The organism is Serratia sp. 22264 (assembly GCF_052045345.1).
GTDB classification, from domain to species: Bacteria; Pseudomonadota; Gammaproteobacteria; order Enterobacterales; family Enterobacteriaceae; genus Serratia; species Serratia plymuthica.
Genome location: NZ_JBQEOY010000007.1, coordinates 39236 through 66064 on the forward strand (window position 1 = coordinate 39236; position 26829 = coordinate 66064).

Genomic DNA, 26829 nt, shown 5'->3' on the forward strand with positions numbered 1-26829 from the left:
CGCAGCGCGCTGCGCCCACGGCTTCACGCCTTGTAAAAAGGTTTATCCCCTAAAATGGTCGCACGGTGCATGATGCGCCGCTGCGGCAGGTAATCCGCGTTGGCGTAATGCTGCGTCACGCGGTTATCCCAGATCGCGATGTCATCCTCCTGCCAGCGCCAGCGCACCTGGAATTCCGGCTTGGTGATGTGGGCGAACAGGAAGTTCAGCAATGCCTCGCTCTCCTTCGGCGCCAGATCCACAATCCGCGTAGTGAAACCTTCGTTGACGAACAGCGCCTGCCGCCCGCTTACCGGATGGGTGCGCACCACCGGATGCAGCAGCGGCGGGTTTTTCTGCTTCGCCACCTGCCAGCGCTGGTGCTCCTCTTCGCTCGACAAATGCTTATGCTCCGGGAATGACTTGGTGAAGTCATGCTCCGCTTTCAACCCGGCCAGCAGTTGCCGGAAGGGTTCAGACAACGCTTCATAGGCCGCGATGCCGCTGGCCCACAAGGTATCGCCACCGAAAGACGGCAACGTCTTCGCCGCCAGTATCGCCCCCTGCGGCGGGTTTTCGATAAAGGTGACGTCGGTATGCCAGTTGTCGTTGTCCGGCGGGTTATCGTCATGAGTATCCAGCACGATGATCTCTTCCACGTCGGTGGCGTGCGGGTAAACCGGATGGATGTGCAGATCGCCGAAGCGACCGGCCAAATCACGCTGCTGCAGCGGTGTGATCGGCTGATTGCGGAAGAACAGCACCTGGTGCTTGAGCAATGCATGGTAAAGCTGCTCAAACTGGCCGTCGCCCAACGGCCGCGCCAGTACGACGTTTTCCACCAACGCGCCGATGTAGGGCCCCAGCGGGGTAATCTTCAGACGTTCGTTCATTGCTGTACTCCATGCCACGGGGTCAATCGGCGCTGCAAGGCGCGCAGCCCCAGCTCCAGCCCAAATGCAATAATCGCAATCACGCCGATCCCGGCCAACACCACGTCGGTGGCCAGAAACTCACCGGCGGATTGCACCATAAATCCCAGACCACGCGTAGCGGCGATCAGTTCGGCAGCCACCAGCGTCGACCAACCGACGCCCAGCCCAATGCGGATGCCGGTCAAAATCTCCGGCAGCGCGCTCGGCAACACCACAAAACGCAGCACCTGCCAGCGGTTGGCGCCTAAAGCACGAGCGGCGCGCACCCGTACCTGTGCCACGCTGCGTACGCCGGCGACGGCAGACAGCGCAACCGGGGCGAAGATCGCCAGGTAAATAAGCAGAATTTTCGAGGTTTCGCCGATGCCGAACCAAATCACCATCAGCGGCAGATAGGCCAGCGGCGGCACCGGGCGGTAAATCTCAATCAGCGGGTCGAGAATGCCGCGCACCGTGTCGTTTAGCCCCATGGCGATACCCACCGGAACGCCGATAATCACCGCCGCCAGCAGCGCCACCAGAATGCGTCCCAGGCTGGCCGCCAGGTGTTGCCACAGCGTAGCGTCCATAAAGCCCTGTGGGCTGGCGATGACCAGCAACTGGTGCAACACCTGCTGCGGCGCCGGTAGAAATAGCGGGCTGATCAGGTTCAGTGCGGTCACGCCCCACCAGACAGCCAATGCCACCAGCAAGGTTGTACCGCTCAACAAGAGGTTGCGCGGTATGCGAAAACGACGCGGCGCCGCAACCTGCGATTGGGCAACGCCTTTGAGGGCGGAATGCAGGCTCATAGCAATGCCTCGCGCTGTTGGAACACTTTGCCCAGCACATATTCGCGCTGCGCGATAAATTCAGGATCGGATTTGATCGACCGACATGCCTCGCCGTTGGCGTAGCGCTGGCCGAAGTTCAGCGAAAGACGCTCCACCACCTGCCCCGGCCCCGGCGACAGCAGCAACAGTTCGCTGGCGAGGAAAACCGCCTCTTCAATATCGTGGGTGATCAGCAATACCTGCTTGCCGGTATCACGCCAAATGGTCAGCAGCAGTTCCTGCATCTGCTCGCGGGTGAAAGCATCCAGCGCACCAAACGGCTCGTCCAGCAGCAGCAAGCGCGGATCCGCGGCCAGCGCGCGGGCAATGCCCACCCGCTGGCGCATGCCGCCGGAAAGTTGCCAGATAAAGTGCTGTTCGTAACCCGCCAACCCCACGCGTTGCAACATCTGCTGCGCCACCTCGCGGCGCTGCTGTTTGCCGATACCCGCCAACTGCAGGCCAAACTCGACGTTATCCACCACGTTGCGCCACGGAAGTAAACCCTCATGCTGGAACACCACGCCCCGCTCGGCTCCTGGGCCGTTAACGGACGTTCCATCCAGCGTGATGCTGCCAGCTGAAGGCTCGATAAACCCGGCGATCAAATTCAGCAGCGTGGTTTTGCCGCAGCCCGACGGGCCGAGCACCACCACCAGTTGCCCGGCGGCAATCTGGAACGAGACGTCGCGCAGCGCAGCGCGCCCCTGGTAGTCTGCTGAAAGATGGTTAACGTTTAGCATGCGGCTCCCCTACGACTGCGGCGCAGCCTGCACCTGTTTCACAAAGCGGTCGGTCACATAGGCGCTGTAATCGCTGTCGACCTGCGGGATTTTGCCCTGCTGTTTGAGGAACTCGGCGGTATCGCGAATCGCCTTGTCCACCGGCTGACCAAGTTGGGTAATCTGCTCAGCCACCGGCAGATAGGTGTTGCCCTTCACCAGCACCGGCACCTGATCCTCGGGCACGCCACTCAGACGGGACAGCGTACCGAGATTGCTTTTGTCCTTCAGCCACTGCTCCGGCTGTGCCAGATAGGCTTTCTGGGCATTCAACGCGCTGGCGGCAAAGGCGGTCACCACCTCCGGGTGTTTTTCGGCGAAGTCCTTGCGCACCACCCAGACGTCGAGCGTCGGCGCCCCCCACTCCCCAACCTGTGCGGAATCGGTCAGTACCTTGCCCTGTTTGGCCAGCTCGTTGACCACCGGCGCCCAGACGTAGGCGCCGTCGATGTCACCGCGCTGCCAGGCGGCGGCAATGGCCGGCGGCTGCAGATTGAGGATCTTGACCTGTTCAGGCTTGATGCCCCAATGCTTGAGAGAAGCCAGCAGGCTGTAGTGGGTGGTAGAGATAAACGGCACCGCAATGCGTTTACCGATCAGATCCTGCGGGCCCTTAATGTCCTTTTTCACCACCAGCGCTTCGGAACTGCCGAGCTGCGAGGCGATCAGGAACACTTCGATAGGGAGTTTCTGGCTGGCGGCTACCGCCAGAGGGCTGGAGCCGATATTGCCGATCTGCACGTCGCCGGAAGCCAGTGCGCGCAACACGCTGGAGCCGCTGTCGAATTTGCGCCAGTCAACGGTGGCACCGGACTGTTTGGCAAAGCTGTTTTCCGCCTGCGCCACTTTGGCCGGTTCCGCCGAGGTTTGATACGCCACGGTAACGTCGACCGCCTGCGCACTGGCCGCGCCGAGCGATAACACCAGCAACGTTACGCCGCGTAATGAAAAGAGTTTGCTCGCCATGATCCGCTCCGTTGATAAAAGTCTGTTCAGTTGCTGACAGTTTTATCCGAGCGGCGACAAGCGATAAAAGAATAAAAAAAACCTCGTTATTACCTTGAGGAATATGCCATGACATTCAAAACGATAACTCACCCCGTAAAAACGTCCGTGCATAGCCGCCGAGCAGCGTGCGATCGCCTTTCCATTCGCAAAACAGCTCACCGCCGCGGGCGGAAATCTGCCGGGCATGCAGCTTATGGCGCCCCAGGCGTGCAGCCCAATAAGGGGCCAGCGTGCAGTGCGCGGAGCCGGTCACCGGGTCTTCGCCGCCGTCGAGGGTAAAATAACGCGAGACAAAATCTACCTTTTCACCCGGGGCACTGACGATGACCGCGCGGCCGGCCAGTGCGATTAACGCCGGAATGTCCGGCTGCAACGCCCGCACCTGGGCTTCATTTTCCAGCAGCACCAACAACGCGGTGGCCTGCCACACATCCTGCGGTTTCACGCCGAGCAGCGCTGCCAGCCCGGCCGGCTCTGCCACCTTTTGCGGTAATCGTGAAGGGAAATCCAGGATCAACCGTTCACCGTCGGCGGCATCACGCTTAACGTACAGCTCACCGCCGGCCGAGCGAAACCGGATATCCTGCAGCGCCGGATTCACCGCGCTGAACATCACATGCGCCGCCGCCAGCGTGCCGTGGCCGCAGAGATCCACCTCACGCTGCGGGGTGAACCAGCGAATAGCCGACATGTCGCCATCGTCCCAGACAAAGCTGGTTTCCGGCAGGCACAACTCATTGGCAATGGCCTGCATCTCGGCAGTCGACAAGGGTTGCTTCAGCAGGCATACGCCCGCCGGATTGCCGCGTAAGCCTTCGCCGGTAAACGCCACTACGTGGAAGTAATTTTCCGTCATCCGCAATTCCTTAATGCCAGATAAGTAACACACAGGCCGCGGTTAACAGCCCCATGGAAAGGTTAAAGAGGATCCAGGCCTTTTTGCTGCGCAGCAAGCGGCCAATCACCGTACCAAACCCCAGCCAAATCACCCCGGCTACGACATTCACCACGAAAATACCCAGCGAAATAGCCATAATAGAAGCGTTATATTTATCGCCCGCCAGACTGAAGCTCGCCACCGCACCCAATGCCATCAGCCAGGCCTTGGGGTTGAGGAACTGCAACAGCCAGCCCTGATACAACCGTATAGGCTGCGGCGGCGCCACGTCGGTTTCCAGCTTTTCATAGGCGGCGGTAGCGACTTTCCACGCCAACCATAACAGGTACAGGCTACCGAGGACTTTCAGGATCAGGTGCAGCGCAGGGTAAACCAAAATCAGGCTACCGACGCCGAATGCCACCAGCAGCAAAATGCTTTGCATGCCGAGCATAATGCCCATCATCAGCAGCAGTGAGCGCATAAAGCCAAAATTGGCGCCAGAGGTGGTCAGTAACATATTGTTGGGACCAGGCGTGATCGCAGCAACCCACAGGAAGCCTAACAGCGAAAGAAATAAACTCGGTTCCATGAAGCGGGTGCTCCTCACCCGGGGCGTTTTTTGCAGTATTATTGTTAACTCATGGTATTGAAGCTAACAGTGGGCTATTGATCAGACAATAGCCGCCAATAAGATTTTTACTCAGGTTATGCATGAATCCTTTCGCCCTTTGACAGGCGCCAGTAACCCACATTTGCAAACGCTGCTGCCACGGCTGGTGCGCCGCCGCGTGCGGTTGAAACCGCACTGGCAGCGGCTGGAATTGCCCGACGGCGATTTTGTCGATCTCGCCTGGAGCGAAGATCCGGCGCAGGCCGCCGGCAAGCCGCGCGTGGTGCTGTTCCATGGGCTGGAAGGCAACTTCTACAGCCCCTATGCCCATGGCCTGCTCAACGCCTGGCGTGAAAAAGGCTGGCTCGGGGTGGTTATGCATTTTCGCGGTTGCAGCGGCGTACCGAACCGCAAACAGCGCATCTATCACTCCGGCGAAACGGAGGATGCACGCTTTTTTCTGCGGTGGCTTCGCGCCACTCACGGCGAAGTGCCGACGGCGGCGGTTGGCGTCTCGCTCGGCGGCAACATGCTGGCCTGCTACCTGGCGCAGCAAGGGGCAGACAGCCTGTTGCAGGCGGCGGTGATCGTGTCCGCACCGCTGATGCTGGAGCCTTGTTCGTTGCGAATGGATCAAGGGTTCTCGCGCGTTTATCAGCACTATCTGCTCGGGCAGTTGAAACAAAACGCCACCCGCAAGCTGCTGCACTACCCCGACACCCTGCCGCTCAAGCTGCCGCAACTCCTGGCGCTGCGCCGTATCCGCGACTTTGACGATGTCATAACCTCACGCGTCCACGGCTTTAGCGACGCCACCGATTACTACCGCCGTTGCAGCGCGCTGCCGCTGTTACCCGCAATTCAGACGCCGCTGCTGATCATCCATGCCAAAGACGATCCCTTCATGACCGACGAAGTGATCCCCGACATCGCCGGCCTGCCGCGCAACATTGAATATCAGCTGACCGAGTTTGGCGGCCACGTCGGCTTTGTCGGCGGCAGTTTGAACAAACCCCACATGTGGCTGGAATACCGCATTCCATCCTGGCTTTCCCCTTATCTGGAACCCGCACCGTGATTATCCCCTGGAAAGAACTGGAAACCGAGACCCTGAACAGCCTGATCGAATCCTTTGTGCTGCGCGAAGGCACCGACTACGGCGAACACGAACGTTCGCTGGAGCAGAAAGTGGAAGACGTTCGCCGCCAATTGAAAAACGGCGAGGTCCTGCTGGTATGGTCAGAACTGCATGAAACCGTCAACATCATGCCGCGCGGGCAGTTCCGTGCCGGGCAGGAAGAAAATTAGTGGCTGCCGGTTCTATGACTGACGGAAAAAATCAGGTAACAATGAACCATTGCAAACCCGCGCGCGGAATTTTGCCCTTGGCGAAAAGGGCGTCAAACAGACCAATAACCCTACTCTGACGCCGGCGCATTTAACACGGAGTGACAACCACCATGTCCGCCAAACATCCCGTTATCGCAGTGACCGGCTCCAGCGGCGCCGGCACCACCACCACCAGCGTGGCGTTCCGCAAGATATTCCAGCAGTTGAACATCCGCGCGGCGGAGCTGGAAGGCGACAGCTTCCACCGCTATACCCGGCCGGAAATGGACGCGGCGATCCGCAAAGCGCGCGATCTGGGTCGTCATATCAGCTATTTCGGGCCTGAGGCCAACGACTTCGGTCTGCTGCAACAGAGCTTTATCGAGTACGGCAAGAACGGCACCGGACGGTCACGCAAGTACCTTCATACCTACGACGAAGCGGTGCCCTATAACCAGGTCCCCGGCACCTTTACGCCTTGGGAAGCGCTGCCGGCGCCGACCGACGTGCTGTTCTATGAAGGGTTGCATGGCGGCGTGGTTACCGAACATACCGACGTGGCCAAACATGTCGATCTGCTGGTCGGCGTGGTACCGATCGTTAACCTGGAGTGGATCCAAAAACTGATCCGCGATACCGGCGAGCGCGGGCATTCACGTGAAGCGGTGATGGATTCGGTGGTGCGTTCGATGGAGGACTATATCAACTACATCACGCCGCAGTTCTCGCGCACCCACATCAACTTCCAGCGCGTGCCGACGGTGGATACCTCCAACCCGTTCGCCGCCAAAGCCATCCCTTCACTGGATGAAAGCTTCGTGGTGATTCACTTCCGCGGGCTGGATCAGATCGATTTCCCTTATCTGCTGGCGATGCTGCAAGGCTCTTTTATCTCGCACATCAATACGCTGGTGGTGCCGGGCGGCAAAATGGGGCTGGCGATGGAGCTGATCATGGCGCCGCTGGTGCAGCAACTGCTGGAAGGCAAAAAAATCGGGTAATGGCTCGGAGCGCGGCAATTGGCCGCGCCCCTTTATTCTTACGCGTTACGCTACGTCGCGGATTTCAAAGCTGTGAGTCACGCTGGCAGCCTTGTTCAGCATCAACGACACCGAGCAGTATTTCTCGGCGGAGAGGTTCACCGCACGTTCAACGATATTGTCGGTCAGATCTTTGCCGGTCACGATAAAATGCAGGTTGATATGGGTAAAGACGCGCGGCACTTCTTCACGCCGTTCGGAGGTCAATTTCACCTCGCAATCACGCACGTCATTACGCCCTTTTTTCAGGATCGACACCACGTCGATAGCGCTGCATCCCCCCACCGACATCAGCACCATTTCCATCGGGCTGGGGGCTTTATCGCCGGCGTTGCCGTCCATCAACACCTGATGGCCAGACGCGGATTCCCCCAGAAACGTCAACCCTTCCACCCACTTAACTCTTGCCTGCATATTGGTCACTCCGATTAATTCCTTAAAATCAGAGTACGCTTTCGCATAGAAACTGGCAACGGAACCTGATGCTAGTCATGTGCGAGCAAGACAACACGAGACACCTGCCTCACTCTGTGCTACAAACAGAGCCGCAATAAATCTTTCCGGGACACTGATTTCAGGGAAACTCCCAGAGAAAGGCTCCTTTACCGGTATGTTAATAGAATGTAGCTTGCAGCTCTCCCGGCAAGTTAATATGCTAGAGCGACAGCGTATATTTATGACACGCCTCAAAACCTGCTGCCAGCCACCCTTAAAACAACGGCGACAGCACGTTTTACAGGGAACTCTGACCCCTGTGACACAAGGCAGCGATAACAACAGAGGATAACAGCGAATGGTTCTCGGCAAACCGCAAACAGACCCTACACTCGAATGGTTCCTGTCTCATTGCCATATCCACAAATATCCATCCAAAAGTACGCTGATTCACCAAGGTGAAAAAGCCGAAACGCTTTACTACATCGTAAAAGGCTCCGTCGCGGTGCTGATTAAAGATGAAGAGGGTAAAGAGATGATCCTGTCCTACCTTAACCAGGGGGATTTCATCGGCGAGCTTGGATTGTTTGAAGAAGGCCAGGAGCGTAGCGCCTGGGTCAGGGCGAAAACCGCCTGTGAAGTGGCTGAGATTTCTTACAAGAAATTCCGCCAACTGATTCAGGTCAACCCGGACATCCTGATGCGCCTGTCAGCGCAGATGGCAAGCCGCCTGCAAGTGACCTCAGAGAAAGTGGGTAACCTCGCCTTCCTGGACGTTACCGGTCGTATCGCGCAAACGCTGCTGAACCTGGCGAAACAGCCCGATGCCATGACCCACCCAGACGGCATGCAGATCAAAATCACCCGCCAGGAAATTGGTCAGATCGTCGGTTGTTCACGTGAAACCGTCGGCCGCATTCTGAAAATGCTGGAGGATCAAAACCTGATCTCCGCCCACGGCAAAACCATTGTCGTTTACGGCACACGTTAATCACTGAAAAAACGGCGCGATGATTCGCGCCGTTTTTTTATGCTCCGACCGATCATGTGGCGTCGACTGATTTACCACCCGGAAGTCAATTACGCACTGCGGCAAACGCTGGTGCTGTGTCTGCCGGTACTCTTTGGCCTGCTGATCGGCCACCTGCAACTCGGCCTGCTGTTCTCCCTGGTTCCCGCCTGCTGTAACATCGCCGGGCTGGACACGCCCCACAAACGTTTTTTCAAACGCCTGATCGTCGGCGGCTCACTGTTTGCACTCAGCAGCCTGTTGCTGCAGCAGGCGTTGCTGTGGCAATTGCCGCTGCCGGCGTTGATGCTCGGCCTGGCTCTGCTGCTCGGCGTCAGCGGCGAGATCAGCCCGTTACATGCCCGCCTGCTCCCCGCCGCGTTGATCGCCGCCATCTTTTCTCTCAGCATGGCCGGCACGGTGCCGCTGTGGTACGCCCCCTTACTGTATGTGGTGGGTACCGCCTGGTACGGCCTGTTCACCTGGTTCTGGTTCAAGCTGTGGAAAGAACAGCCGATGCGCGAATCGTTGAGCCAGCTTTATCTGGAACTGGCGGACTACTTCGAAGCCAAGTATTCCCTGTTAACCCAACATACCGATCCGCAAACCGCGTTACCGCCACTGCTGGTGCGCCAGCAAAAAGTGATGGACCTGATCAGCCTGCTGTATCAACAGCTCAACTTTTTGCCGCACGCCAATAATCTCGAGCAAAAACGCCTGCAGCGAACCTTTCAGGTCGCGCTGGATTTACAAGAACACATTACCGTCAGCCTGCACCTGCCGGAAGAAGTGCAAAAACTGGTGGAGCAGAGCCAGGCCGAGGCGATTATCCGCCGCAATGCGCAGGTGATTGCCGGCCGGCTGCGCACGGTGGCGCACGATATTCTCTATCATCAATACTCTCAGCGCTTCAGTATGGTCAACGAGCTGGCGGCACTGGAAAAAGTGGCCGCACAGCACCCCGACAATCCGGTGGGCCAGTTCTGTTACTACCACTTCAGCCGTATCGCTCGCCTGCTGCGCACCCAGCATCCGTTATACCGTCGCGACCTGATGGCCAATCAAAGCCGCCTGCCGTTCTGGCCGGCGCTGTTCAGCTACCTGTCGTTCAAATCCAACGCCCTGCGCAATGCGGCACGGTTAGGAGTGATGTTGGCGGCAGGCAGCAGCCTGGGGATGGTTTTCAATCTGCCAAAACCTTATTGGATCCTGCTGACCGTCATGCTGGTGAGCCAGAACGGCTACAATGCCACCCGAGTTCGCATCCAGCACCGTGCGCTCGGCACGTTGGCCGGGCTGGTGATCGCCGCCGGGTTGCTGCAGTTGCAAATGCCCGAGGGCGCGACCCTGAGCGTGATGCTGGTCATTACGCTGGCGGCCTATCTGGTTTCGCGTAAAAACTACGGGCTGGCGGTGATTGGCTTTACGGTGACGGCGGTCTATACCCTGCAACTGTTGGCGCTGAACGGCACACATTTCCTGATCCCTCGCCTTATAGACACCCTGATCGGCTGCGTATTGGTGTTCGGCGGCACCATATGGCTGTGGCCACAGTGGCAAAGCGGCCTGCTGCGCAAGAACGCCCATCAGGCGCTGGAGAAAGATCAACAGGCACTGCGCCTGCTGCTGGAAGAGCAGGAACCCGATCCCAGCGCGTTGGCCTATGCGCGCATGCAGGTGAACCAGGCGCACAACGCGCTGTTCACCTCATTGAATCAGGCAATGCAGGAGCCGGGGTTTGAATCCAGCTATCTGGCGGATATGCGCCTGTGGGTAACGCACAGTCAGTTTATTGTCGAACACCTGAATGCGATGACCATTCTGGCGCGCGAACACTATATGCTGACGCCCAAGCTGGCGCAGGAGTATCTGCAAACCTGCGAGATAGCGCTGCAAAGCTGCCAGCAGCGGCTGGAGTATGACGGGCCAAGCAGCGGCAACAGCATCATGCAGCCACCGGATTTGCACCCGGAAATGCCGGTTACCGAAATGGAGCGCCACCTGCGCCGCATTCTGTCCCACCTGAGCGTCATGCACACCATTTCGTCGCTGGCCTGGCGCCAGCGCCCGCATCACGGCATCTGGCTGAAACGTAAACTGCGCGATCAATAAGGGCGCCCTGCGGCGCCCCTTGTCATCCCGAGATAAGATTAAGCGTTAATCACGTCCTGCACCGCCAGCTCAAACAACGCCATGCCATCGTCGATGTCTTTCAGCTCCACAACCAGAGAAGGCGCAAAGCGGATCACATTAGGGCCGGCGTTGAGGATCATCAGCCCACGCGCGGCGGCGGCGGTGAGGAAATCGCGCGCCTTACCCTGATACTGTGGAGTCAGTTCTGCGCCAATCAGCAGGCCCATACCGCGAATGTCGCTGAAAATACCGTATTTCTCGCCGATATTCCGCAAAGCCTGCACGTACAGATGATGACGTTGTTCGATGCCATTCAGCACTTCCGGGGTATTGATCACGTCCAGCGCCGCTTCCGCCACCGCACAGGCCAGCGGATTACCGCCGTAAGTGGTGCCATGCGTACCCACCTGCATCACCGAGGCAATCTCTTCGGTGGTCAACATGGCGCTGACCGGGAAACCGCCGCCCAGCGCTTTGGCGGTGGTGAGAATATCCGGCGTCACGCCATAATGCATATAGGCGAACAGCTTGCCGCTGCGGCCCATACCGCTTTGCACTTCATCGAACACCAGCAGTGCTTGGTGCTTATCGCACAATTCACGCACGCCTTTGAGGAATTCGGCGTCCACCGGGGTGATCCCACCTTCGCCCTGGATAGGCTCCATCACCACCGCACAGGTGTGATCGTCCATCACCGCTTTTACCGCTGCCAGATCGTTGAACGGCACGTGCACGATATCCGCCGGTTTTGGGCCAAAACCATCAGAATATTTGGCCTGCCCGCCCACCGAAACGGTGAACAGCGTACGGCCGTGAAAGGCGTTATAAAACGCGATGATTTTGGTTTTATACGGACTGTGGCGGCTAATGGCGTAGTGACGCGCCAGCTTGAAGGCCGCTTCATTGGCTTCCGCGCCTGAGTTGGCGAAAAACACCCGATCGGCGAAGGTGGCATCAATCAGTTTGCCGGCCAGCCGCAGCGCCGGTTCGTTGGTGAAGACGTTGCTGGTATGCCACAAGGTTTCACCCTGCTGCTTCAGCGCTTCAACCAAGGCTGGATGGCAGTGCCCTAACGCCGTGACCGCAATGCCGCCGGAGAAATCGATGTACTCTTTCCCCTGCTGGTCCCATACGCGGCTGCCTTTGCCCTTCACCGGGACAAACTGGGCAGGTGCATAAACAGGCAAGATAACCTGATCAAAAGTGCTGCGGCTTACTGGGTATTTTTCGGTCATTATGGGGTCCGCCCTAAAAGTGATTCGGTATTTTCACTGCCATCAAGTGAAAATATAATCACAAAATATGCATAAAAAACCAATAAAGGGCAAACGCAAATCGTCTTCGTCGGCAAAAAAAAACTAACTGATTAACTTTTAAGGAAATTATCCAGCAGTTGGTGACCCTGCTCGCTGAGGATGCTCTCCGGATGGAACTGCACCCCTTCCAGCGCCAACTGACGGTGGCGGATACCCATGATTTCATCACGAACGCCGTCGCGCTCGCTCCAGGCGGTGACTTCAAAGCAGGCCGGCAGCGTGGCGGCTTCCAGCACCAACGAGTGGTAGCGGGTAACGGTCAACGGGTTGTTCAGCCCGCGAAATACGCCGCTGTCGAGATGACGGATCGCTGAGGTTTTACCGTGCATCACCTCACGGGCGCGCACCACCTTTGCACCAAACGCCTGGCCCAGCGCCTGATGCCCCAGGCAAACGCCGAGGATCGGCAATTTACCGGCAAAATGACGGATCGCGGCCAGCGAGATGCCGGCTTCGTTCGGGGTACAGGGGCCAGGGGAGATCACCAAATGCTGCGGCGCCAGCCGTTCGATATCGGCCAGTTGCAGCTCGTCGTTGCGCTTTACCAGCACCTCGGCGCCTAATTCGCAGAAGTACTGGTAAAGGTTATAGGTAAAAGAGTCGTAGTTATCGATCAACAGCAGCATAGTGTTTCCAACGGACATCATCGTAGGGGGCAAATATCTCGCCCCGATTTACACGGGCGCAGTATACAACGCCCCTGCAATACTGCCGCTATCGATAATTTCCGCTTACTTTTTCCGGCCGCCCATGATCGAGCCCAGCACGCCGCGCAGGATCTGACGGCCGAGATCGCGCGCCATGCTCTTGGCGGCGGTCTGGACGATACCGTCGCGCTTGCCGCCGCGTGGGCCGGTGGATCCGAACAGAATTTCGTTCAAGCCGCCCATCAGGCCACCGCCCGCCTGCTGCTGCGCCTGCGGTTGTTGCGCCGGCTGGCCCGGCTGCGGGCTGCCGACGGTGGCGAACCCTTCCGACGACAGCTTCTCATAAGCCGATTCACGATCGACCATATCCTCGTAGCGGCCATACAGCGGTGACTTATTAATTGCGCTGTTTAGCCCTTCAGCCCCCAGCATGCCCATTTTGGACTCCGGCGCGATCACCATCGCACGCTCCACCACGTTAGGCCGCCCTTTCTCGTCGAGGAATGACACCAGCGCCTCGCCCACGCCCAGTTCGGTGATCGCCGTTTCCGCGTCGAAAGCCGGGTTGGCGCGTAAGGTTTGCGCTGCGGCTTTCACCGCCTTCTGATCGCGAGGAGTAAAGGCGCGCAGGGCATGTTGCACGCGGTTGCCCAACTGGCCAAGCACGCTGTCCGGGATATCCAACGGATTTTGGGTGACAAAATAGATGCCGACGCCTTTGGAGCGGATCAGGCGCACCACCTGCTCGATTTTGGTCAGCAGCGCCGCCGGCGCGTCATTGAACAGCAGGTGCGCTTCGTCGAAGAAGAACACCAGCTTCGGCTGTTCCGGGTCGCCCACTTCCGGCAGATGTTCGAACAATTCGGCCAGCAACCACAGCAGGAACACCGAATACAGCTTCGGCTGATTGATCAGCTTGTCCGCCGCCAACAGGTTAATGATGCCGTGACCGTTGGCGTCGGTTTTCATCAGGTCGTTGATGTCCAGCATCGGCTCGCCGAAGAACTGATTGGCGCCCTGCTCCTCCAGCGTCAGCAGCCCGCGCTGGATAGCGCCGACCGAGGCGGAAGAGATATTGCCGTACTGGGTCTGGAATTGTTTGGCGTTGTCGCCCACGTATTGCACCATGGCACGCAGGTCTTTCATGTCCAGCAACAACAGCGCATTGTCGTCGGCGATTTTGAATACCAGTTGCAGCACGCCGCTTTGCACATCGTTCAGATCCAGCAAGCGCCCCAACAGCAGCGGCCCCAGATCGGAAACGGTAGCGCGGATCGGGTGACCCTTCTCGCCGTAGATGTCCCAGGGAACGATGGTGCAGGCCTGCGGCTGCCAGTCGCTAACCCCGATCGCCGACAGACGCGCTTGCAGCTTTTCGGAGGGCACGCCTTCCGCGCCAATCCCCGACAGATCGCCCTTCACGTCCGACAAGAACACCGGGACACCGATGCGCGAAAACTGCTCGGCCATTCTTTGCAGCGTCACGGTTTTACCGGTCCCGGTCGCGCCGGTAATCAGGCCATGGCGGTTCGCCAAAGCGGGCAGGATCGCCAGATCCTGCACCGGTTTCCCGTCTTTCATCGCTTTGGCGATAATCCGTGCTTCACTCATTTTCTTTTCCTTTGACGCTGGCCCGGCGCGAAAAGCGCCTGTTGATGTCAATAAAGCTATAAGCGCGGCGTAACCCCGTCAAGGACAAACAAAAAGGGCGTCATCAAGACGCCCGTAAAGCCAATAATTTCAGAATCGCCCTAACCCCGCAGCCCCAGCTCTTCCTTCAGCGCTTTCAGGTAGCGGCGGCTGACCGGCACCGGTTCTCCTGCCGGCATGATCATCTCCGCCGCGCCGCTGTCCTCGAAGCGAATTTCGCGTACCTGCTCCAGGTTGACCAAATACTGGCGGTGGCAGCGTACTAACGGCGTGCGAAGCTCCAGCGTCCGCAACGTCAGTTCGGTGAAACACTCCATGCCGTCATTACGCACCACGAACACCCCGCTCAACCGCGAACGGACAGCCACCACCTCGTCAAAACGCAACAGGTAAATGCGGCTGTGGCCGGTGCAGGGGATGTATTTCAGATAGCCGGCGCTCTCATCCAATGCGCCGATATTCTGCTGCCCACGGTGCTGCTGCAGGCGCTGCAGCGTTTTGCTCAACCGCTTCGGCTCCGCCGGTTTCAGCAGATAATCAAACGCGTGTTCTTCAAAGGCCTGCACCGCGTACTCGTCGTAGGCGGTCAGGAACACGATATGCGGCATGCGGTTGGGATCGAGCATACCCACCATCTCCAACCCGGTGATGCGCGGCATCTGAATATCCAGGAACACCACGTCCGGCTGCAGGCGGTGGATCCCGCTGATGGCTTCTATCGCGTTGGCGCATTCGCCGACGATGCAGATACCCTCTTCCGCCTCCAGTAAATGCCGCAGGTTATCGCGTGCGGAAGGTTCGTCATCGACAATCAGTACGTTTAACATCAGGCAGCCCTCGCCAGCGGCACGTTGAGCGTAATGCGGGTAAATGTTTGCGGTTCGCAGGCCACCTGCACACCATAGCCCTCGCCGTAGCGTACGCGAATGCGCTTATCCACCAGGTTCATCCCCAGCCCGCTGTTGTTCGGCTGCGGCTGGAACAAGCCGGCGTTATCGGTCACTTGCAGCAGCAGGCACTCGCCCTCAAGCCGTGCGCCGATATCAATCCGCCCCACGCCCAACAGTTGCGAAGTACCGTGCTTGATGGCGTTCTCGACGATCGGTTGCAGTGAAAAGGCCGGCAATCGCACCGCCAACAGTTCTGCCGGCAGCGAAACCGCGATCTCCAGCCGATCGGCAAAACGCGCCTGCTCAATTTGCAGGTAGGCGTTCACATGTTCCAGCTCGTCAGCCAGGCTGACCTCGTCATCCGAACGTTTCAGGTTTTTGCGGAAAAAGGTGGAAAGGTACTGCACCAGCTCACAGGCCCGGTCGCCATCACGGCGGATCACCGCCACCAGCGTATTCAGGGCGTTAAACAGGAAGTGCGGGTTAACCTGCGCATGCAGCAGTTTGATTTCGGACTGCGCCAGCAGCTGTTTATGGCGCTCATACTGCCCGGCCATAATCTGCGCGGACAACAGGCTGGCGATACCCTCGCCCAGCGTGCGATTGATGGTGCTGAACAACCGGCTTTTCGGTTCGTACAGCTTGATGGTGCCGATCACCCTCTGATTCTCGCCGCGCAGCGGGATCACCAGCGTCGAACCCAGCTTGCAGTTGGGGTTGATCGAGCAGCAGTAGGAAAGCTCGTTACCGTCGGCGTACACCACTTCGTTGTTGTCGATAGCGCGGTGCGAATGCCCCGATGAGATCGGCGTACCCGGCAGATGGTGATCATCGCCAATGCCGATAAACGCCAGCAGCTTCTCGCGATCGGTTATCGCCACCGCGCCGATGCCCAACTCCTGATAGATCACCCGCGCTACCTTCATGCTGTTTTCCTGATCGAACCCCTGCCGCAAGATGCCCTCGGTACGTTCGGCGATCTTCAGCGCCTTGGCGGAAAACGCGCTGGTGTATTTCTCGAACATCGCCCGCCGGTCCAGCAGGATTTGCATGAACATCGCCGCCCCCAGGGTGTTGGCGATCAACATCGGCAAGGCAATGTGTTCGACCAGCCGCAGCGCCTCGTCGAACGGCCGTGCAATCGCCAGGATGATCGCCATCTGCAGCACTTCGGTGACCAACGCTACGCCGGCGACAAACAAGGGATTAAACAGCAAGTCGATACGCCTGCGGCGCATGGCGATGCTGTGCACCAACCCGCCTACCAGCCCTTCCGCCACCGTGGATACGGCGCAGGCGATGTCGGTCATGCCGCCCAGCGTGTAACGGTGCAGGCCACCGGTCAGCCCCACCAGAAAACCGACCGAAGGCCCGCCCAGCAGGCCCCCCAGCACGGCGCCGATGGCGCGGGTATTGGCTATCGAACCTTCGACATGCAAGCCGAAATAGGTGCCCATGATGCAGAACACCGAGAAGATGAGGTAGCACAACAGCTTATGCGGCAACCGGATGGTCACCTGCATCAGAGGAATGAACAGCGGAGTTTTGCTCAACAAATAAGCAATGACAAGATAAACGCACATCTGCTGCAACAACAGCAGAACCTGGTTAAATTCAAACATGGCAGCCGCTCATTCCGAGAGAAAACAAAGGCACAACGCCGGGTTTCCGGTCTGATTATAAGCGGGCTATTAAAACATGCGGCGGGGAAGAAAACAGTGATGCAGGCAAAGCTTCGGAACGAAGGAACGGCCGACCCCGGCGGGATCGGCACAGAAAATTTATGGCAGCACTTTGGCTGACAGAATGACGATAGGCTTGCTCGGGACATTCTGGTACGGGCCAACATTGCCGGTCGGCGCCTGGGAAATTTTATCCACCACGTCCATGCCTTTCACCACTTTGCCGAACACTGCGTAACCGAAGTCGCGCTGACCGTGATCCAGGAAGGCGTTATCCGCCACGTTCAGGAAGAACTGGCTGGTGGCGCTGTCTTTATCGGCGGTACGCGCCATGGAGATGGTGCCGCGCAGGTTGCGCAGACCGTTATCGGCTTCGTTCTTGATTGGCGCGTTAGTGGATTTTTGCTGCATATCCGCAGTAAAACCGCCGCCCTGAACCATAAAGCCCGGGATCACGCGGTGGAAAATGGTGTTGTTGTAATAGCCGCTGTTCACGTAGTCGACGAAGTTCTTGGCGGAAACCGGAGCCTTCTGACTGTCGAGCGCCAATTCGATATTCCCTGCCGAGGTGGTCAGCATGACATGAGTTTCACCGGCGGCAAACGCTGCGGGTGTCATTGCTGTCAGGGAACACAGCGCAACGAAGGTCACTAAAGTACGTTTGAACATTAACGGGTCCTTTCTCTGAGAGACAAACAACGGAAAAGCGCTTTGATTCTAAAGAGCTGTACCTGCGAGTGCCAGCCATTTACCTATATTTACGCAATTGAGGGGGCATATCTTGGCCAGCCGCAGTTTTTACTGCCGAAAGTATGATCGCCGATACCCTTTTTGCCAACTGCATCACGCATTTTTTGCCCTTTTCACACCTTCGTCGCTTTTTGCGACGCAACTCCCGGTTTAGTTCTCGATTCCCGTTACTCTACATAAATGAGAGCGCTCTCATTTTTGAGAGACCGAGATTAACGCATGCCCGCCGGCACCGCTGTCGCGCGATAACAGGAGAAATAACGTGAGTGAATTGATGACTGAAATCAGCCCCGATTTTGAAAGCACCATCATGGAACTGCTGGTGTTCTCCGGTGGCGCCCGCAGCAGTGCCCTGATGGCGCTGCAACAGGCGCGTGCCGGGGACTTTGCCGCGTCAGCCAAACACATGGCCGAATCGAAACAGTCGGTGAAAAAGGCGCACCTTATCCAGACTCAATTGATCGGCCTGGATGAAGGCTGCGGCAAACTGGCCATCAACCTGATTACCGTTCATGCGCAGGACCACCTGATGAACGCCATGGTGATCCAGGATCTGGCAGACGACATGATTGAACTTTACCGCCGTCAGGCCCTGTTGGAGACTCGCGCATGAATTCGTTGAAAATCGCCGTTATCGGCGGCGGCAGCAGCTACACGCCAGAGTTGGTCGATGGACTAATCCAGCGCATCGAAGAACTGCCGGTGACCGAATTGGCGCTGGTGGACGTTGAACCGGGCCGCGAAAAGGTAGAGATCATCGCCGCGCTGACCCGGCGCATGCTGGCGCGCAATGGGCTGGAGCAGGTGAAAGTCAGCGTGCATTTCGAGCTGGATGACGCCATTCGCGGTGCCCACTTCGTCCTGACCCAGTTCCGCGTCGGCCAGTTGCCGGCACGCGCCGCCGACGAGCGTCTCGGCCTGAAATACGATTTGATCGGCCAGGAAACTACCGGCGTGGGCGGCTTCGCCAAAGCGCTGCGCACCATCCCGGTCATGCTGGATATTGCGCGCAGAGTGGAAAAGCTGGCGCCGGACGCCTGGATCATTAACTTCACCAACCCGGCCGGCATCGTCACCGAAGCGGTTTCCCGCTACACCAAAGCGAAAATTATCGGCTTGTGCAACGTGCCGATCAGCATGCACCACATGATCGCCACTATGTTAAAAAGCGCCTATGAAGACGTGCAGTTGCAGTTCGCCGGGTTGAACCACATGGTGTGGGTGCATCAGGTGCTGCAAAACGGCCATGACGTGACCGACAAGGTGATCGACATGCTGTGCGACGGCGCGGCTCTGACCATGAACAACATCAAGGAAGAGCCGTGGCAGCCAGACTTCCTGCGCGCCGTAGGCGCCATCCCCTGCCCGTATCATCGTTATTTCTACCAGACCAAAGAGATGCTGGCCGAAGAAGTGGCCGCGGCGGCCGAGCGCGGCACCCGCGCCGAGCAGGTGATGAAGGTGGAGAAAGAACTGTTTGAGCTGTATGCCGATCCTCAGCTCGACAGCAAGCCTGAACAACTGAGTTTTCGCGGTGGATCATACTATTCGGAAGTGGCGCTGGAGCTAATTCGTGCGATCCATAATAATCTCGGTACGCAATTAGTCGTCAATACCGCAAACCGGGGCGCCATTCGCGGCTTACCGGACGATGCCGTGATAGAAACCAACTGCATCGTCGATGCGCAGGGCGCGCACCCGCTGACCTTCGGCACGCTGCCGGATTCCATGCACGCGCTGACCCAGCAGGTGAAGGCCTACGAGCGCCTGACCATCGAAGCCGCCGTGCATGGCGATCGCCGCAGCGGGCTGCTGGCGCTGGTCACCAATCCGCTGGTGGCCAATGCCAACGTGGCGCAGCCGCTGCTGGAAGAGGTGCTGGCGGTGAATGCGCCTTATCTGCCGCAGTTTAAATAACCGCCTGGCGGGACGTGGTTGCTGATACATTGCTATACCTACTATGCAGGGGTTCGGTTCGCCGAACCCGGTTTTAGCCGTAATCAGGAGTCGGATGATGGTGACACTGGAAGATGTCGCAGCATTGGCGGGCGTGTCTCGCGCCACCGTGTCACGCGTAGTGAATGGCGATACCAACGTTAAAGCCCCGACCCGCGAGAAGGTCGAACGGGCGGTAGCTCAGCTCGGTTATACCCCCAACCCCGCCGCCCGCGCGCTGGCCTCCAGCCACAGCAATACGCTGGGCCTGGTCACCACCTCGTATCGCGGCGGTTTCTTCGGCGCGCTGATGGATTTTGTGCAAACCGAAGCCGAATCCCAGGGTAAACAGCTGCTGGTGACCCAAGGCCGCAGCAGCGCGGAAAACGAATGGCGGGCAATCCAGCGGCTGTTCAACCTGCGCTGTGACGGGGTGATCCTGCACGTGCGTTTCCTCAGCGACGACCAACTGCGCCAACTGGCGGCGGAGCAACGCAGCTTTGTGCTGCTCGATCGCCTGGTGCCCGGTCTGGAAGACCGCTGCGTCACCTTTGATCACCCGCTCGCCAGCCGTATGGCAACGCAACAGTTGATCGAGGCCGGTCACCGGCGTATCGCCTGCATCAGCGGCCCAAGCGAGCGGATTTCCAGCCGGCTGCGGCTGCAGGGTTTCGAACAGGCGATGCAGGCCGCGCATATCAAACCGCTGGCCTGCGTGGAAGGGGTTTACGACCTGGAAAGCGGCTACCGCTGCGCCGACCGGCTGCTGCAACTGGAAACCCTGCCCACCGCCATTTACTGCTGTAACGAAGAAATGGCCATCGGCGCTCTGCTGGCGCTCAACGAGCACCGCTTGCGAGTACCGCAAGATATCTCGCTGATCTGTTACGACAGCGGCGAGCGTGCGCCCTTCGTGCGACCGGCTCTGACCAGCGTACATTTCCCTATTACCGAGATGGCACAATACGCCACGCGGCTGCTGATTGATCCGGCCACCCCGCGCATCAGCTTCGCGCCGACGATCGTCAGCCGAGACTCGATCGTGACGATGAGCAAATAGATCACAAAAAAATTTCACAACCTTTCATTGATTGCATCAAAAAATCGACAGCCATCACAAAAACTCCCGTTGTCTGTGCTAGGATCCGCTCCCTGGTGGCCTGATCGGGACTTTTCCGTTTTTACCAGGAAAAGCCAGCGGCCTTAATCCAGCGTTATACCCTATGAATTTCAAATTGCAGCTGGACGCCCGGTTGCGGTTTGAAAGGCGACGGGAATAATCCTAACAGACATAATCAGGCCTTTATAATGAATGACAGCAACCGTCTACGGCTTACCTGGATCAGCTATTTTTCTTACGCGCTGACCGGCGCTTTAGTTATCGTCACAGGGATGGTGATGGGGAACATTGCAGAGTACTTTAATCTGCCGGTTTCCAGCATGAGCAACACCTTCACTTTCCTTAACGCCGGCATCTTGATTTCGATCTTCCTCAACGCCTGGTTGATGGAAATCATTCCGTTGAAGCGTCAACTGATGTTTGGCTTTATCCTGATGGTGCTGGCTGTCGCCGGGCTGATGGTGACCAAGAGCCTGACGATGTTCTCCCTGTGCATGTTTATCCTTGGCGTGGTCAGCGGTATCACCATGTCGATAGGCACCTTCCTGATCACCCATATGTACGCCGGCCGCCAGCGCGGTTCGCGCCTGCTGTTCACTGACTCTTTCTTCAGCATGGCCGGGATGATCTTCCCGATTGTCGCCGCGATGCTGCTGGCGCGTCAGATCGGCTGGTACTGGGTGTATGCCTGCATCGGTCTGCTGTACGTAGGGATCTTTGTGCTGACCCTGTTCTCCGAGTTCCCGGTGCTGGGCAACAAAGACGCCAATGCCGGCCAGCCGGTAGCGAAAGAGAAATGGGGTATCGGCGTGCTGTTCCTGTCGATCGCCGCTCTGTGCTATATCCTCGGTCAACTGGGCTTTATCCAATGGGTGCCGGAATACGCCACCAAGTCCTTCGGGATGGACCTTGGCCAGGCCGGTAAGCTGGTGAGCGATTTCTGGACTTCGTACATGGTTGGCATGTGGGTGTTCAGCTTTATCCTGCGCTTCTTTGACTTGCAGCGTATCGTCACCGTGCTGGCCGCTCTGGCGACCGGCGCGATGTACCTGTTCGTCAGCACCGACAATCCGGAACACCTGGGCTACTACATTATGGCTTTGGGCTTCGTATCCAGCGCGATCTACACCACGCTTATCACCCTCGGCTCGCTGCAAACCAAGGTGTCCTCGCCGAAACTGGTTAACTTCATCCTGACCTGCGGCACCATCGGCACCATGCTGACCTTCGTGGTCACCGGCCCGATCGTGGCTAAAGGCGGTGCACACGCTGCGCTGACCACCGCCAACGGCCTGTACCTGGCGGTGTTCGTCATGTGTCTGCTGCTCGGTTTCGTTACCAAGCACCGCAGCCACGGTCACGTGACGCACTAATCTGCCGTCAGTGACATCAAAAAAGGCGCCTCAGGCGCCTTTTTTTATGGAAATGCCCACGCCTTAGCGCCGGAAATCCACCTTCTCATCCTTCGCCAGATACAGCGTGGTTTCCGCCGGCCGGGTCTCGGCAATCACCGCCCCCTGCCGGATCGAATAGCGCACCGGAGTCTGACGGCGCACCGCGTCAAAGCCGCTTTCCGCCGGCAGGATCACCAGGTTGGCGCTGTTGCCCGCCGCCAGGCCATAATCGGTCAGGTGCAGGGTGCGCGCGCTGTGGCTGGTGATCAGTTTCAGCCCGTCGTCAATCTGGCCGTATCCCATCAGTTGGCAGACGTGCAGCCCCATGTGCAGGACTTGCAGCATATTGGCGGTCCCCAGCGGATACCAGGGATCGAAGACATCGTCGTGGCCAAAGCAGACGTTAATCTCCGCTTCCAGCATTTCTTTCACCCGCGTGATGCCGCGCCGTTTCGGGTAACTGTCGAAGCGCCCCTGCAGGTGAATATTGACCAGCGGGTTAGCGACAAAGTTGATGCCGGACATTTTCAACAGGCGGAACAGCCGCGAAGTGTAAGCGCCGTTATAGGAGTGCATCGCGGTGGTATGGCTGGCGGTCACCTTGGCGCCCATATTCAGCTTCAGCGCCAGCGCCGCCACGGTTTCGACAAAGCGCGACTGCTCATCGTCAATCTCATCGCAGTGTACGTCCACCAGCCGATCGTATTTTTGCGCCAGCGCAAAAGCTTTGTGCAGCGACTCTACGCCGTATTCGCGCGTGAACTCGAAGTGCGGAATGGCCCCCACCACGTCAGCCCCCAGCCGCAGCGCCTCTTCCAGCAATGCCTCGCCGTTGGGATAGGACATAATGCCTTCCTGCGGGAAAGCGACGATTTGCAGCGTCACCCAGGGCGCGACCTCCTGCTTCACCTCCAGCATGGCGCGCAGCGCGGTCAGGGTCGGATCTGAGACGTCGACATGGGTACGCACGTACTGCACGCCGTTGGCGATCTGCCATTTCAGCGTCTGCCAGGCGCGTTGTTTGACGTCCTCATGGGTCAGCAATGCCTTGCGCTCCGCCCAGCGCTCAATGCCTTCAAACAGGGTACCGGACTGGTTCCAGGCCGGCTGTCCGGCGGTCTGGGTGGTGTCCAAATGGATATGCGGCTCGACAAACGCCGGCAGTGCCAGCCCACCTTGCGCATCAAGCACGTCGCTGCGCCATTCCTGCCCCTCAGGTTGCGGCACCAGATGGGCAATGCGCCCCTGCTCAATGGCCAGTTGCCACAACCCTTCATGCCCGCTCAAACGCAGGTTGTCGATAAACTTCAATGGACTCTGGGCCACCCTTCACCTCTGCTGTTACGGCTCGTTTTATTCATCATACTGGCAGAGGATCCGGCTGACAAAGCCGCAAAAAGTTTATTACTCCCTCCGCTACTCCCGAAGGGGTAAGGTTCGCAGCAACTGGCTCGTTTCAGCTAAAGATGAATAAAAACCGCAACTTATCAAATATCGAGAAAAATCATTCATATACCACATTCGAGGTATATGAAGGTGCACTTGATTTGCATCAATAAATTGCCCGTGGGGAGGCATAAGGTAAGCCTAGGAAATCAGAATTTTGAGGCAATAATGAGCAGAGTCAAACTTGCTGTCATCGGGAATGGCATGGTCGGCCACCGGTTTATCGAAGATCTGCTGGAAAAAGCGGACAAAGACCAGTTTGAGATCACCGTGTTTTGTGAAGAACCGCGCATCGCCTATGACCGTGTGCACCTGTCTTCTTATTTCGCCCACCATACTGCCGAAGAACTTTCGCTGGTACGCGAAGGCTTTTACGAAAAACAGGGGGTGAAGGTATTGGTTGGCGAGCGCGCCATTACCATCAACCGCAGTGAGAAGGTCATTCACTCCAATACCGGCCGCACCCTTTACTACGACAAGCTGATCATGGCCACCGGCTCCTACCCGTGGATCCCGCCGATTAAAGGCTCGGAAAGCCAGGATTGCTTCGTCTACCGCACCATTGAAGATCTGAACGCCATCGAAGCCTGCGCACGCCGCAGCAAACGCGGTGCGGTGGTTGGCGGCGGCCTGCTGGGGCTGGAAGCCGCCGGTGCGCTGAAAAGCCTGGGCGTCGAAACCCACGTCATTGAATTCGCCCCAATGCTGATGGCCGAACAGCTCGATCCTATGGGCGGCGATCAGTTGCGCCGCAAGATCGAACGCATGGGCGTCAAAGTGCATACCGGTAAAAATACGAAAGAGATCGTCAACGGCGGGGAACAGGCGCGCAAAACCATGCAGTTCGCCGACGGCACCGAGCTGGAAGTGGACTTTATCGTGTTTTCGACCGGTATCCGCGCTCAGGACAAGCTGGCTCACCAGTGTGGTCTGGCGACCGCCCGCCGTGGCGGTATCGTAATTAACGACAGTTGCCAAACCTCCGATCCGGACGTTTACGCCATCGGCGAGTGCGCCTCCTGGCATGAGCGAACCTTCGGTCTGGTGGCGCCGGGCTATAAAATGGCGCAGGTCACGGCCGATCATCTGCTGGGCCGTGAAAATGCCTTCCAGGGTGCCGACATGAGCGCCAAGCTGAAGCTGCTGGGCGTAGACGTTGGCGGCATTGGCGATGCCCACGGTCGCACTGAAGGCGCACGCAGCTACGTTTATCTGGATGAAAGCAAAGAAGTCTATAAGCGCATCATCGTCAGCGCCGACAATAAAACCCTGCTCGGCGCCGTGTTGGTGGGCGATACCAGCGACTACGGCAACCTGTTGCAACTGACGCTGAACGCCATTGAACTGCCGGAAAATCCGGACGGCTTGATCCTGCCGGCGCACGCGGGCAGCAAACCGGCCATCGGCGTAGATTCCCTGCCGGACACCGCACAAATCTGCTCTTGCTTCGACGTCACCAAGGGCGACATCGTCAAGGCGGTCGGCATGGGCTGCCACACCGTCGCGGCGATAAAATCGGAAACCAAGGCCGGTACCGGCTGCGGCGGCTGTATTCCGCTGATCACCCAGGTGCTGAACGCCGAGCTGAGCAAACAGGGCATCGAGGTTAACCACCATCTGTGCGAACACTTTGCCTATTCGCGCCAGGAGCTGTACCACCTGATCCGCGTTGAAGGCATCAAGTCCTTCGACGCACTGCTGGCCAAATACGGCAAAGGTTACGGTTGTGAAGTCTGTAAACCGACCGTCGGCTCGCTGCTGGCTTCCTGCTGGAATGAATTCGTGCTCAAACCGCAGCACACGCCGCTGCAGGACACCAACGACAACTTCCTCGGCAATATCCAGAAAGACGGCACTTATTCGGTGATCCCACGCTCCGCCGGCGGTGAAATTACGCCGGACGGGCTGATGGCGGTCGGCCAGATTGCCAAGGAATACAATCTGTATACCAAGATGACCGGTTCTCAGCGCATCGGCATGTTCGGTGCGCAGAAGGACGACCTGCCGGCTATCTGGAGCAAGCTGATTGCCGCCGGTTTTGAAACCGGCCATGCCTACGCCAAGGCGTTGCGCATGTCGAAAACCTGTGTCGGCAGCACCTGGTGTCGCTTTGGCGTGGGTGACAGCGTCGGGTTTGGCGTCAAACTGGAACACCGCTACAAAGGCATCCGCACGCCACACAAAATGAAGTTCGGGGTTTCCGGCTGTACCCGCGAATGCGCTGAAGCGCAGGGCAAGGACGTCGGCATCATCGCCACCGAGAACGGCTGGAACCTGTACGTATGCGGTAACGGCGGCATGAAACCTCGCCACGCCGACCTGCTGGCGGCGGATCTCGACAGCGCTACGCTGGAACGCTATCTGGACCGTTTCATGATGTTCTACATCCGCACCGCCGATAAGCTGCAACGCACCTCGGTGTGGCTGGAGAGCCTTGAAGGCGGCATCGATTATCTGCGCAAGGTGATCATTGACGACAAACTGGGCATCAACGATCAGTTGGAAACCGAAATCGCCCGCCTGCGCGATGCAGTTATCTGCGAGTGGAAAGAAGCCGTCGAAGATCCGCAGGCCCAGGTCCGTTTCGCCCACTTTATCAACAGCAGCCTGCGCGATCCTAACGTACAGATCGTCGCCGAGCGCGAACAACATCGGCCGGCGCGCCCGGATGAACGCATTCCCGTCACCCTGCTGGACGCAGAGGAGAGCAACGTATGAGCCAGTGGATCACCCTTTGCCCCGTCACTGATATCCTGCCCGGCACCGGCGTGTGCGCCCTGATCGGCGAACAGCAGGTGGCGGTATTCCGCCCCCATGCCGATGAGCAGGTCTTCGCTATCAGCAATATCGATCCCTTCGCCCAGGCCAGCGTGCTGTCACGTGGCCTGATCGCCGAACATCAGGGGGAACTGTGGGTCGCCAGCCCGCTGAAAAAACAGCATTTCCGCCTGCACGACGGCTACTGCCTGGAAGACGGCAGCCGCTCAGTTGCGCATTTCACCAGCCGCGTAGTCGATGGCATGGTGCAGGTCGCGGCCTGACATTTT

25 protein-coding genes are annotated in these 26829 nt (G+C 58.2%); 11 read left to right on the forward strand and 14 right to left on the reverse strand.

The window, feature by feature from the left end; genetic code table 11:
* Positions 1-23: 23 nt before the first annotated feature.
* The 6 genes from tauD to ACTJJ1_RS20620 form a co-directional block, all read right to left on the reverse strand.
* On the reverse strand, positions 24-872 hold the full coding sequence (gene tauD / locus ACTJJ1_RS20595; protein ID WP_004951234.1) for a taurine dioxygenase: 849 nt from the start codon (positions 870-872) through the stop codon (positions 24-26).
* Entirely contained in the window at positions 869-1705 is an 837-nt protein-coding gene (tauC, locus tag ACTJJ1_RS20600; protein ID WP_004951236.1) for a taurine ABC transporter permease TauC, read from the reverse strand. The genes tauD and tauC overlap by 4 nt, the downstream gene beginning before the upstream one ends.
* Positions 1702-2469 carry a taurine ABC transporter ATP-binding subunit gene (gene tauB, locus ACTJJ1_RS20605; RefSeq protein ID WP_440835090.1) on the reverse strand — a complete coding sequence of 256 codons (768 nt, stop codon included), beginning with the start codon at positions 2467-2469 and terminating at the stop codon, positions 1702-1704. The genes tauC and tauB overlap by 4 nt, the downstream gene beginning before the upstream one ends.
* A gap of 9 nt (positions 2470-2478) precedes the next feature.
* On the reverse strand, positions 2479-3474 hold the full coding sequence (gene tauA / locus ACTJJ1_RS20610) for a taurine ABC transporter substrate-binding protein (protein WP_004951241.1): 996 nt from the start codon (positions 3472-3474) through the stop codon (positions 2479-2481).
* A 115-nt stretch (positions 3475-3589) separates the two neighbouring features.
* Positions 3590-4372, reverse strand: coding sequence for a PhzF family phenazine biosynthesis protein (locus ACTJJ1_RS20615; protein ID WP_004951243.1), 783 nt, complete (start codon positions 4370-4372; stop codon positions 3590-3592).
* A 10-nt stretch (positions 4373-4382) separates the two neighbouring features.
* A complete protein-coding gene (locus tag ACTJJ1_RS20620) occupies positions 4383-4985 on the reverse strand; it encodes a LysE family translocator (RefSeq protein WP_006328485.1) in 603 nt (200 codons plus the stop codon).
* Positions 4986-5103: 118 nt separating this feature from the next.
* Between ACTJJ1_RS20620 and ACTJJ1_RS20625 the strand changes: the two genes are divergently transcribed.
* The 3 genes from ACTJJ1_RS20625 to ACTJJ1_RS20635 all read left to right on the forward strand — a co-directional run bounded on the left by ACTJJ1_RS20625 (position 5104) and on the right by ACTJJ1_RS20635 (position 7336).
* Complete coding sequence (locus ACTJJ1_RS20625) at positions 5104-6084, forward strand: hydrolase (protein WP_202290986.1); 981 nt, start codon at positions 5104-5106, stop codon at positions 6082-6084.
* Positions 6081-6314: a YheU family protein gene (locus ACTJJ1_RS20630; RefSeq protein WP_006328487.1), complete on the forward strand. Its 234-nt coding sequence runs from the start codon at positions 6081-6083 to the stop codon at positions 6312-6314. Before ACTJJ1_RS20625 ends, ACTJJ1_RS20630 begins: the two co-directional genes overlap by 4 nt.
* Before the next feature lie 152 nt (positions 6315-6466).
* On the forward strand, positions 6467-7336 hold the full coding sequence (locus ACTJJ1_RS20635) for a phosphoribulokinase (protein WP_004951251.1): 870 nt from the start codon (positions 6467-6469) through the stop codon (positions 7334-7336).
* Positions 7337-7381: 45 nt separating this feature from the next.
* Here ACTJJ1_RS20635 and ACTJJ1_RS20640 read toward each other — a convergent pair whose 3' ends face one another.
* Positions 7382-7789: an OsmC family protein gene (locus ACTJJ1_RS20640; protein WP_004951254.1), complete on the reverse strand. Its 408-nt coding sequence runs from the start codon at positions 7787-7789 to the stop codon at positions 7382-7384.
* Between the two features lie 379 nt (positions 7790-8168).
* On the opposite strand from ACTJJ1_RS20640, the gene crp reads away from it, so the two are divergent.
* On the forward strand, positions 8169-8801 hold the full coding sequence (gene crp, locus ACTJJ1_RS20645; RefSeq protein WP_004090925.1) for a cAMP-activated global transcriptional regulator CRP: 633 nt from the start codon (positions 8169-8171) through the stop codon (positions 8799-8801).
* 54 nt (positions 8802-8855) lie between these two features.
* The gene (locus tag ACTJJ1_RS20650; RefSeq protein WP_041417215.1) at positions 8856-10931 is read left to right on the forward strand and encodes a YccS/YhfK family putative transporter; all 2076 of its coding nucleotides are present in this window, start codon (positions 8856-8858) and stop codon (positions 10929-10931) included.
* 38 nt (positions 10932-10969) lie between these two features.
* On the opposite strand, the gene argD is transcribed toward ACTJJ1_RS20650, so the two are convergent.
* The 6 genes from argD to ppiA all read right to left on the reverse strand — a co-directional run bounded on the left by argD (position 10970) and on the right by ppiA (position 17806).
* Positions 10970-12187, reverse strand: coding sequence for a bifunctional acetylornithine/succinyldiaminopimelate transaminase (gene argD / locus ACTJJ1_RS20655; RefSeq protein WP_004951256.1), 1218 nt, complete (start codon positions 12185-12187; stop codon positions 10970-10972).
* A gap of 131 nt (positions 12188-12318) precedes the next feature.
* A complete protein-coding gene (locus tag ACTJJ1_RS20660) occupies positions 12319-12894 on the reverse strand; it encodes an aminodeoxychorismate synthase component II (protein ID WP_006328493.1) in 576 nt (191 codons plus the stop codon).
* Between the two features lie 105 nt (positions 12895-12999).
* Complete coding sequence (locus ACTJJ1_RS20665; RefSeq protein WP_006328494.1) at positions 13000-14526, reverse strand: helicase HerA-like domain-containing protein; 1527 nt, start codon at positions 14524-14526, stop codon at positions 13000-13002.
* Between the two features lie 140 nt (positions 14527-14666).
* Entirely contained in the window at positions 14667-15392 is a 726-nt protein-coding gene (gene btsR / locus ACTJJ1_RS20670; protein ID WP_004951264.1) for a two-component system response regulator BtsR, read from the reverse strand.
* Positions 15392-17077 (reverse strand): sensor histidine kinase, encoded by a 1686-nt coding sequence (locus ACTJJ1_RS20675; protein ID WP_004951267.1) that lies wholly within the window; start codon positions 17075-17077, stop codon positions 15392-15394. Before ACTJJ1_RS20675 ends, btsR begins: the two co-directional genes overlap by 1 nt.
* A gap of 159 nt (positions 17078-17236) precedes the next feature.
* The gene (gene ppiA, locus ACTJJ1_RS20680; RefSeq protein ID WP_122290032.1) at positions 17237-17806 is read right to left on the reverse strand and encodes a peptidylprolyl isomerase A; all 570 of its coding nucleotides are present in this window, start codon (positions 17804-17806) and stop codon (positions 17237-17239) included.
* 355 nt (positions 17807-18161) lie between these two features.
* Here ppiA and ACTJJ1_RS20685 point away from each other — a divergent pair, with 355 nt between their 5' ends.
* The 4 genes from ACTJJ1_RS20685 (at position 18162) to tsgA (ending at position 22315) form a co-directional block, all read left to right on the forward strand.
* Positions 18162-18500, forward strand: a complete 339-nt coding sequence (locus ACTJJ1_RS20685) for a PTS lactose/cellobiose transporter subunit IIA (RefSeq protein ID WP_004951271.1) — start codon at positions 18162-18164, stop codon at positions 18498-18500.
* Positions 18497-19804 carry a 6-phospho-beta-glucosidase gene (locus tag ACTJJ1_RS20690; RefSeq protein ID WP_004951273.1) on the forward strand — a complete coding sequence of 436 codons (1308 nt, stop codon included), beginning with the start codon at positions 18497-18499 and terminating at the stop codon, positions 19802-19804. The genes ACTJJ1_RS20685 and ACTJJ1_RS20690 overlap by 4 nt, the downstream gene beginning before the upstream one ends.
* 97 nt (positions 19805-19901) lie before the next feature.
* Positions 19902-20882 carry a LacI family DNA-binding transcriptional regulator gene (locus ACTJJ1_RS20695; protein ID WP_006328513.1) on the forward strand — a complete coding sequence of 327 codons (981 nt, stop codon included), beginning with the start codon at positions 19902-19904 and terminating at the stop codon, positions 20880-20882.
* A gap of 248 nt (positions 20883-21130) precedes the next feature.
* Positions 21131-22315 (forward strand): MFS transporter TsgA, encoded by a 1185-nt coding sequence (gene tsgA / locus ACTJJ1_RS20700; protein WP_440835097.1) that lies wholly within the window; start codon positions 21131-21133, stop codon positions 22313-22315.
* A 63-nt stretch (positions 22316-22378) separates the two neighbouring features.
* On the opposite strand, the gene ACTJJ1_RS20705 is transcribed toward tsgA, so the two are convergent.
* Positions 22379-23647 carry a cytosine deaminase gene (locus ACTJJ1_RS20705; protein ID WP_440835237.1) on the reverse strand — a complete coding sequence of 423 codons (1269 nt, stop codon included), beginning with the start codon at positions 23645-23647 and terminating at the stop codon, positions 22379-22381.
* Positions 23648-23950: 303 nt separating this feature from the next.
* On the opposite strand from ACTJJ1_RS20705, the gene nirB reads away from it, so the two are divergent.
* Together nirB and nirD are read left to right on the forward strand one after the other, a co-directional pair.
* The gene (gene nirB / locus ACTJJ1_RS20710; RefSeq protein ID WP_004951294.1) at positions 23951-26500 is read left to right on the forward strand and encodes a nitrite reductase large subunit NirB; all 2550 of its coding nucleotides are present in this window, start codon (positions 23951-23953) and stop codon (positions 26498-26500) included.
* Positions 26497-26823 carry a nitrite reductase small subunit NirD gene (gene nirD, locus ACTJJ1_RS20715; RefSeq protein ID WP_004951296.1) on the forward strand — a complete coding sequence of 109 codons (327 nt, stop codon included), beginning with the start codon at positions 26497-26499 and terminating at the stop codon, positions 26821-26823. Before nirB ends, nirD begins: the two co-directional genes overlap by 4 nt.
* Positions 26824-26829: the final 6 nt, after the last annotated feature.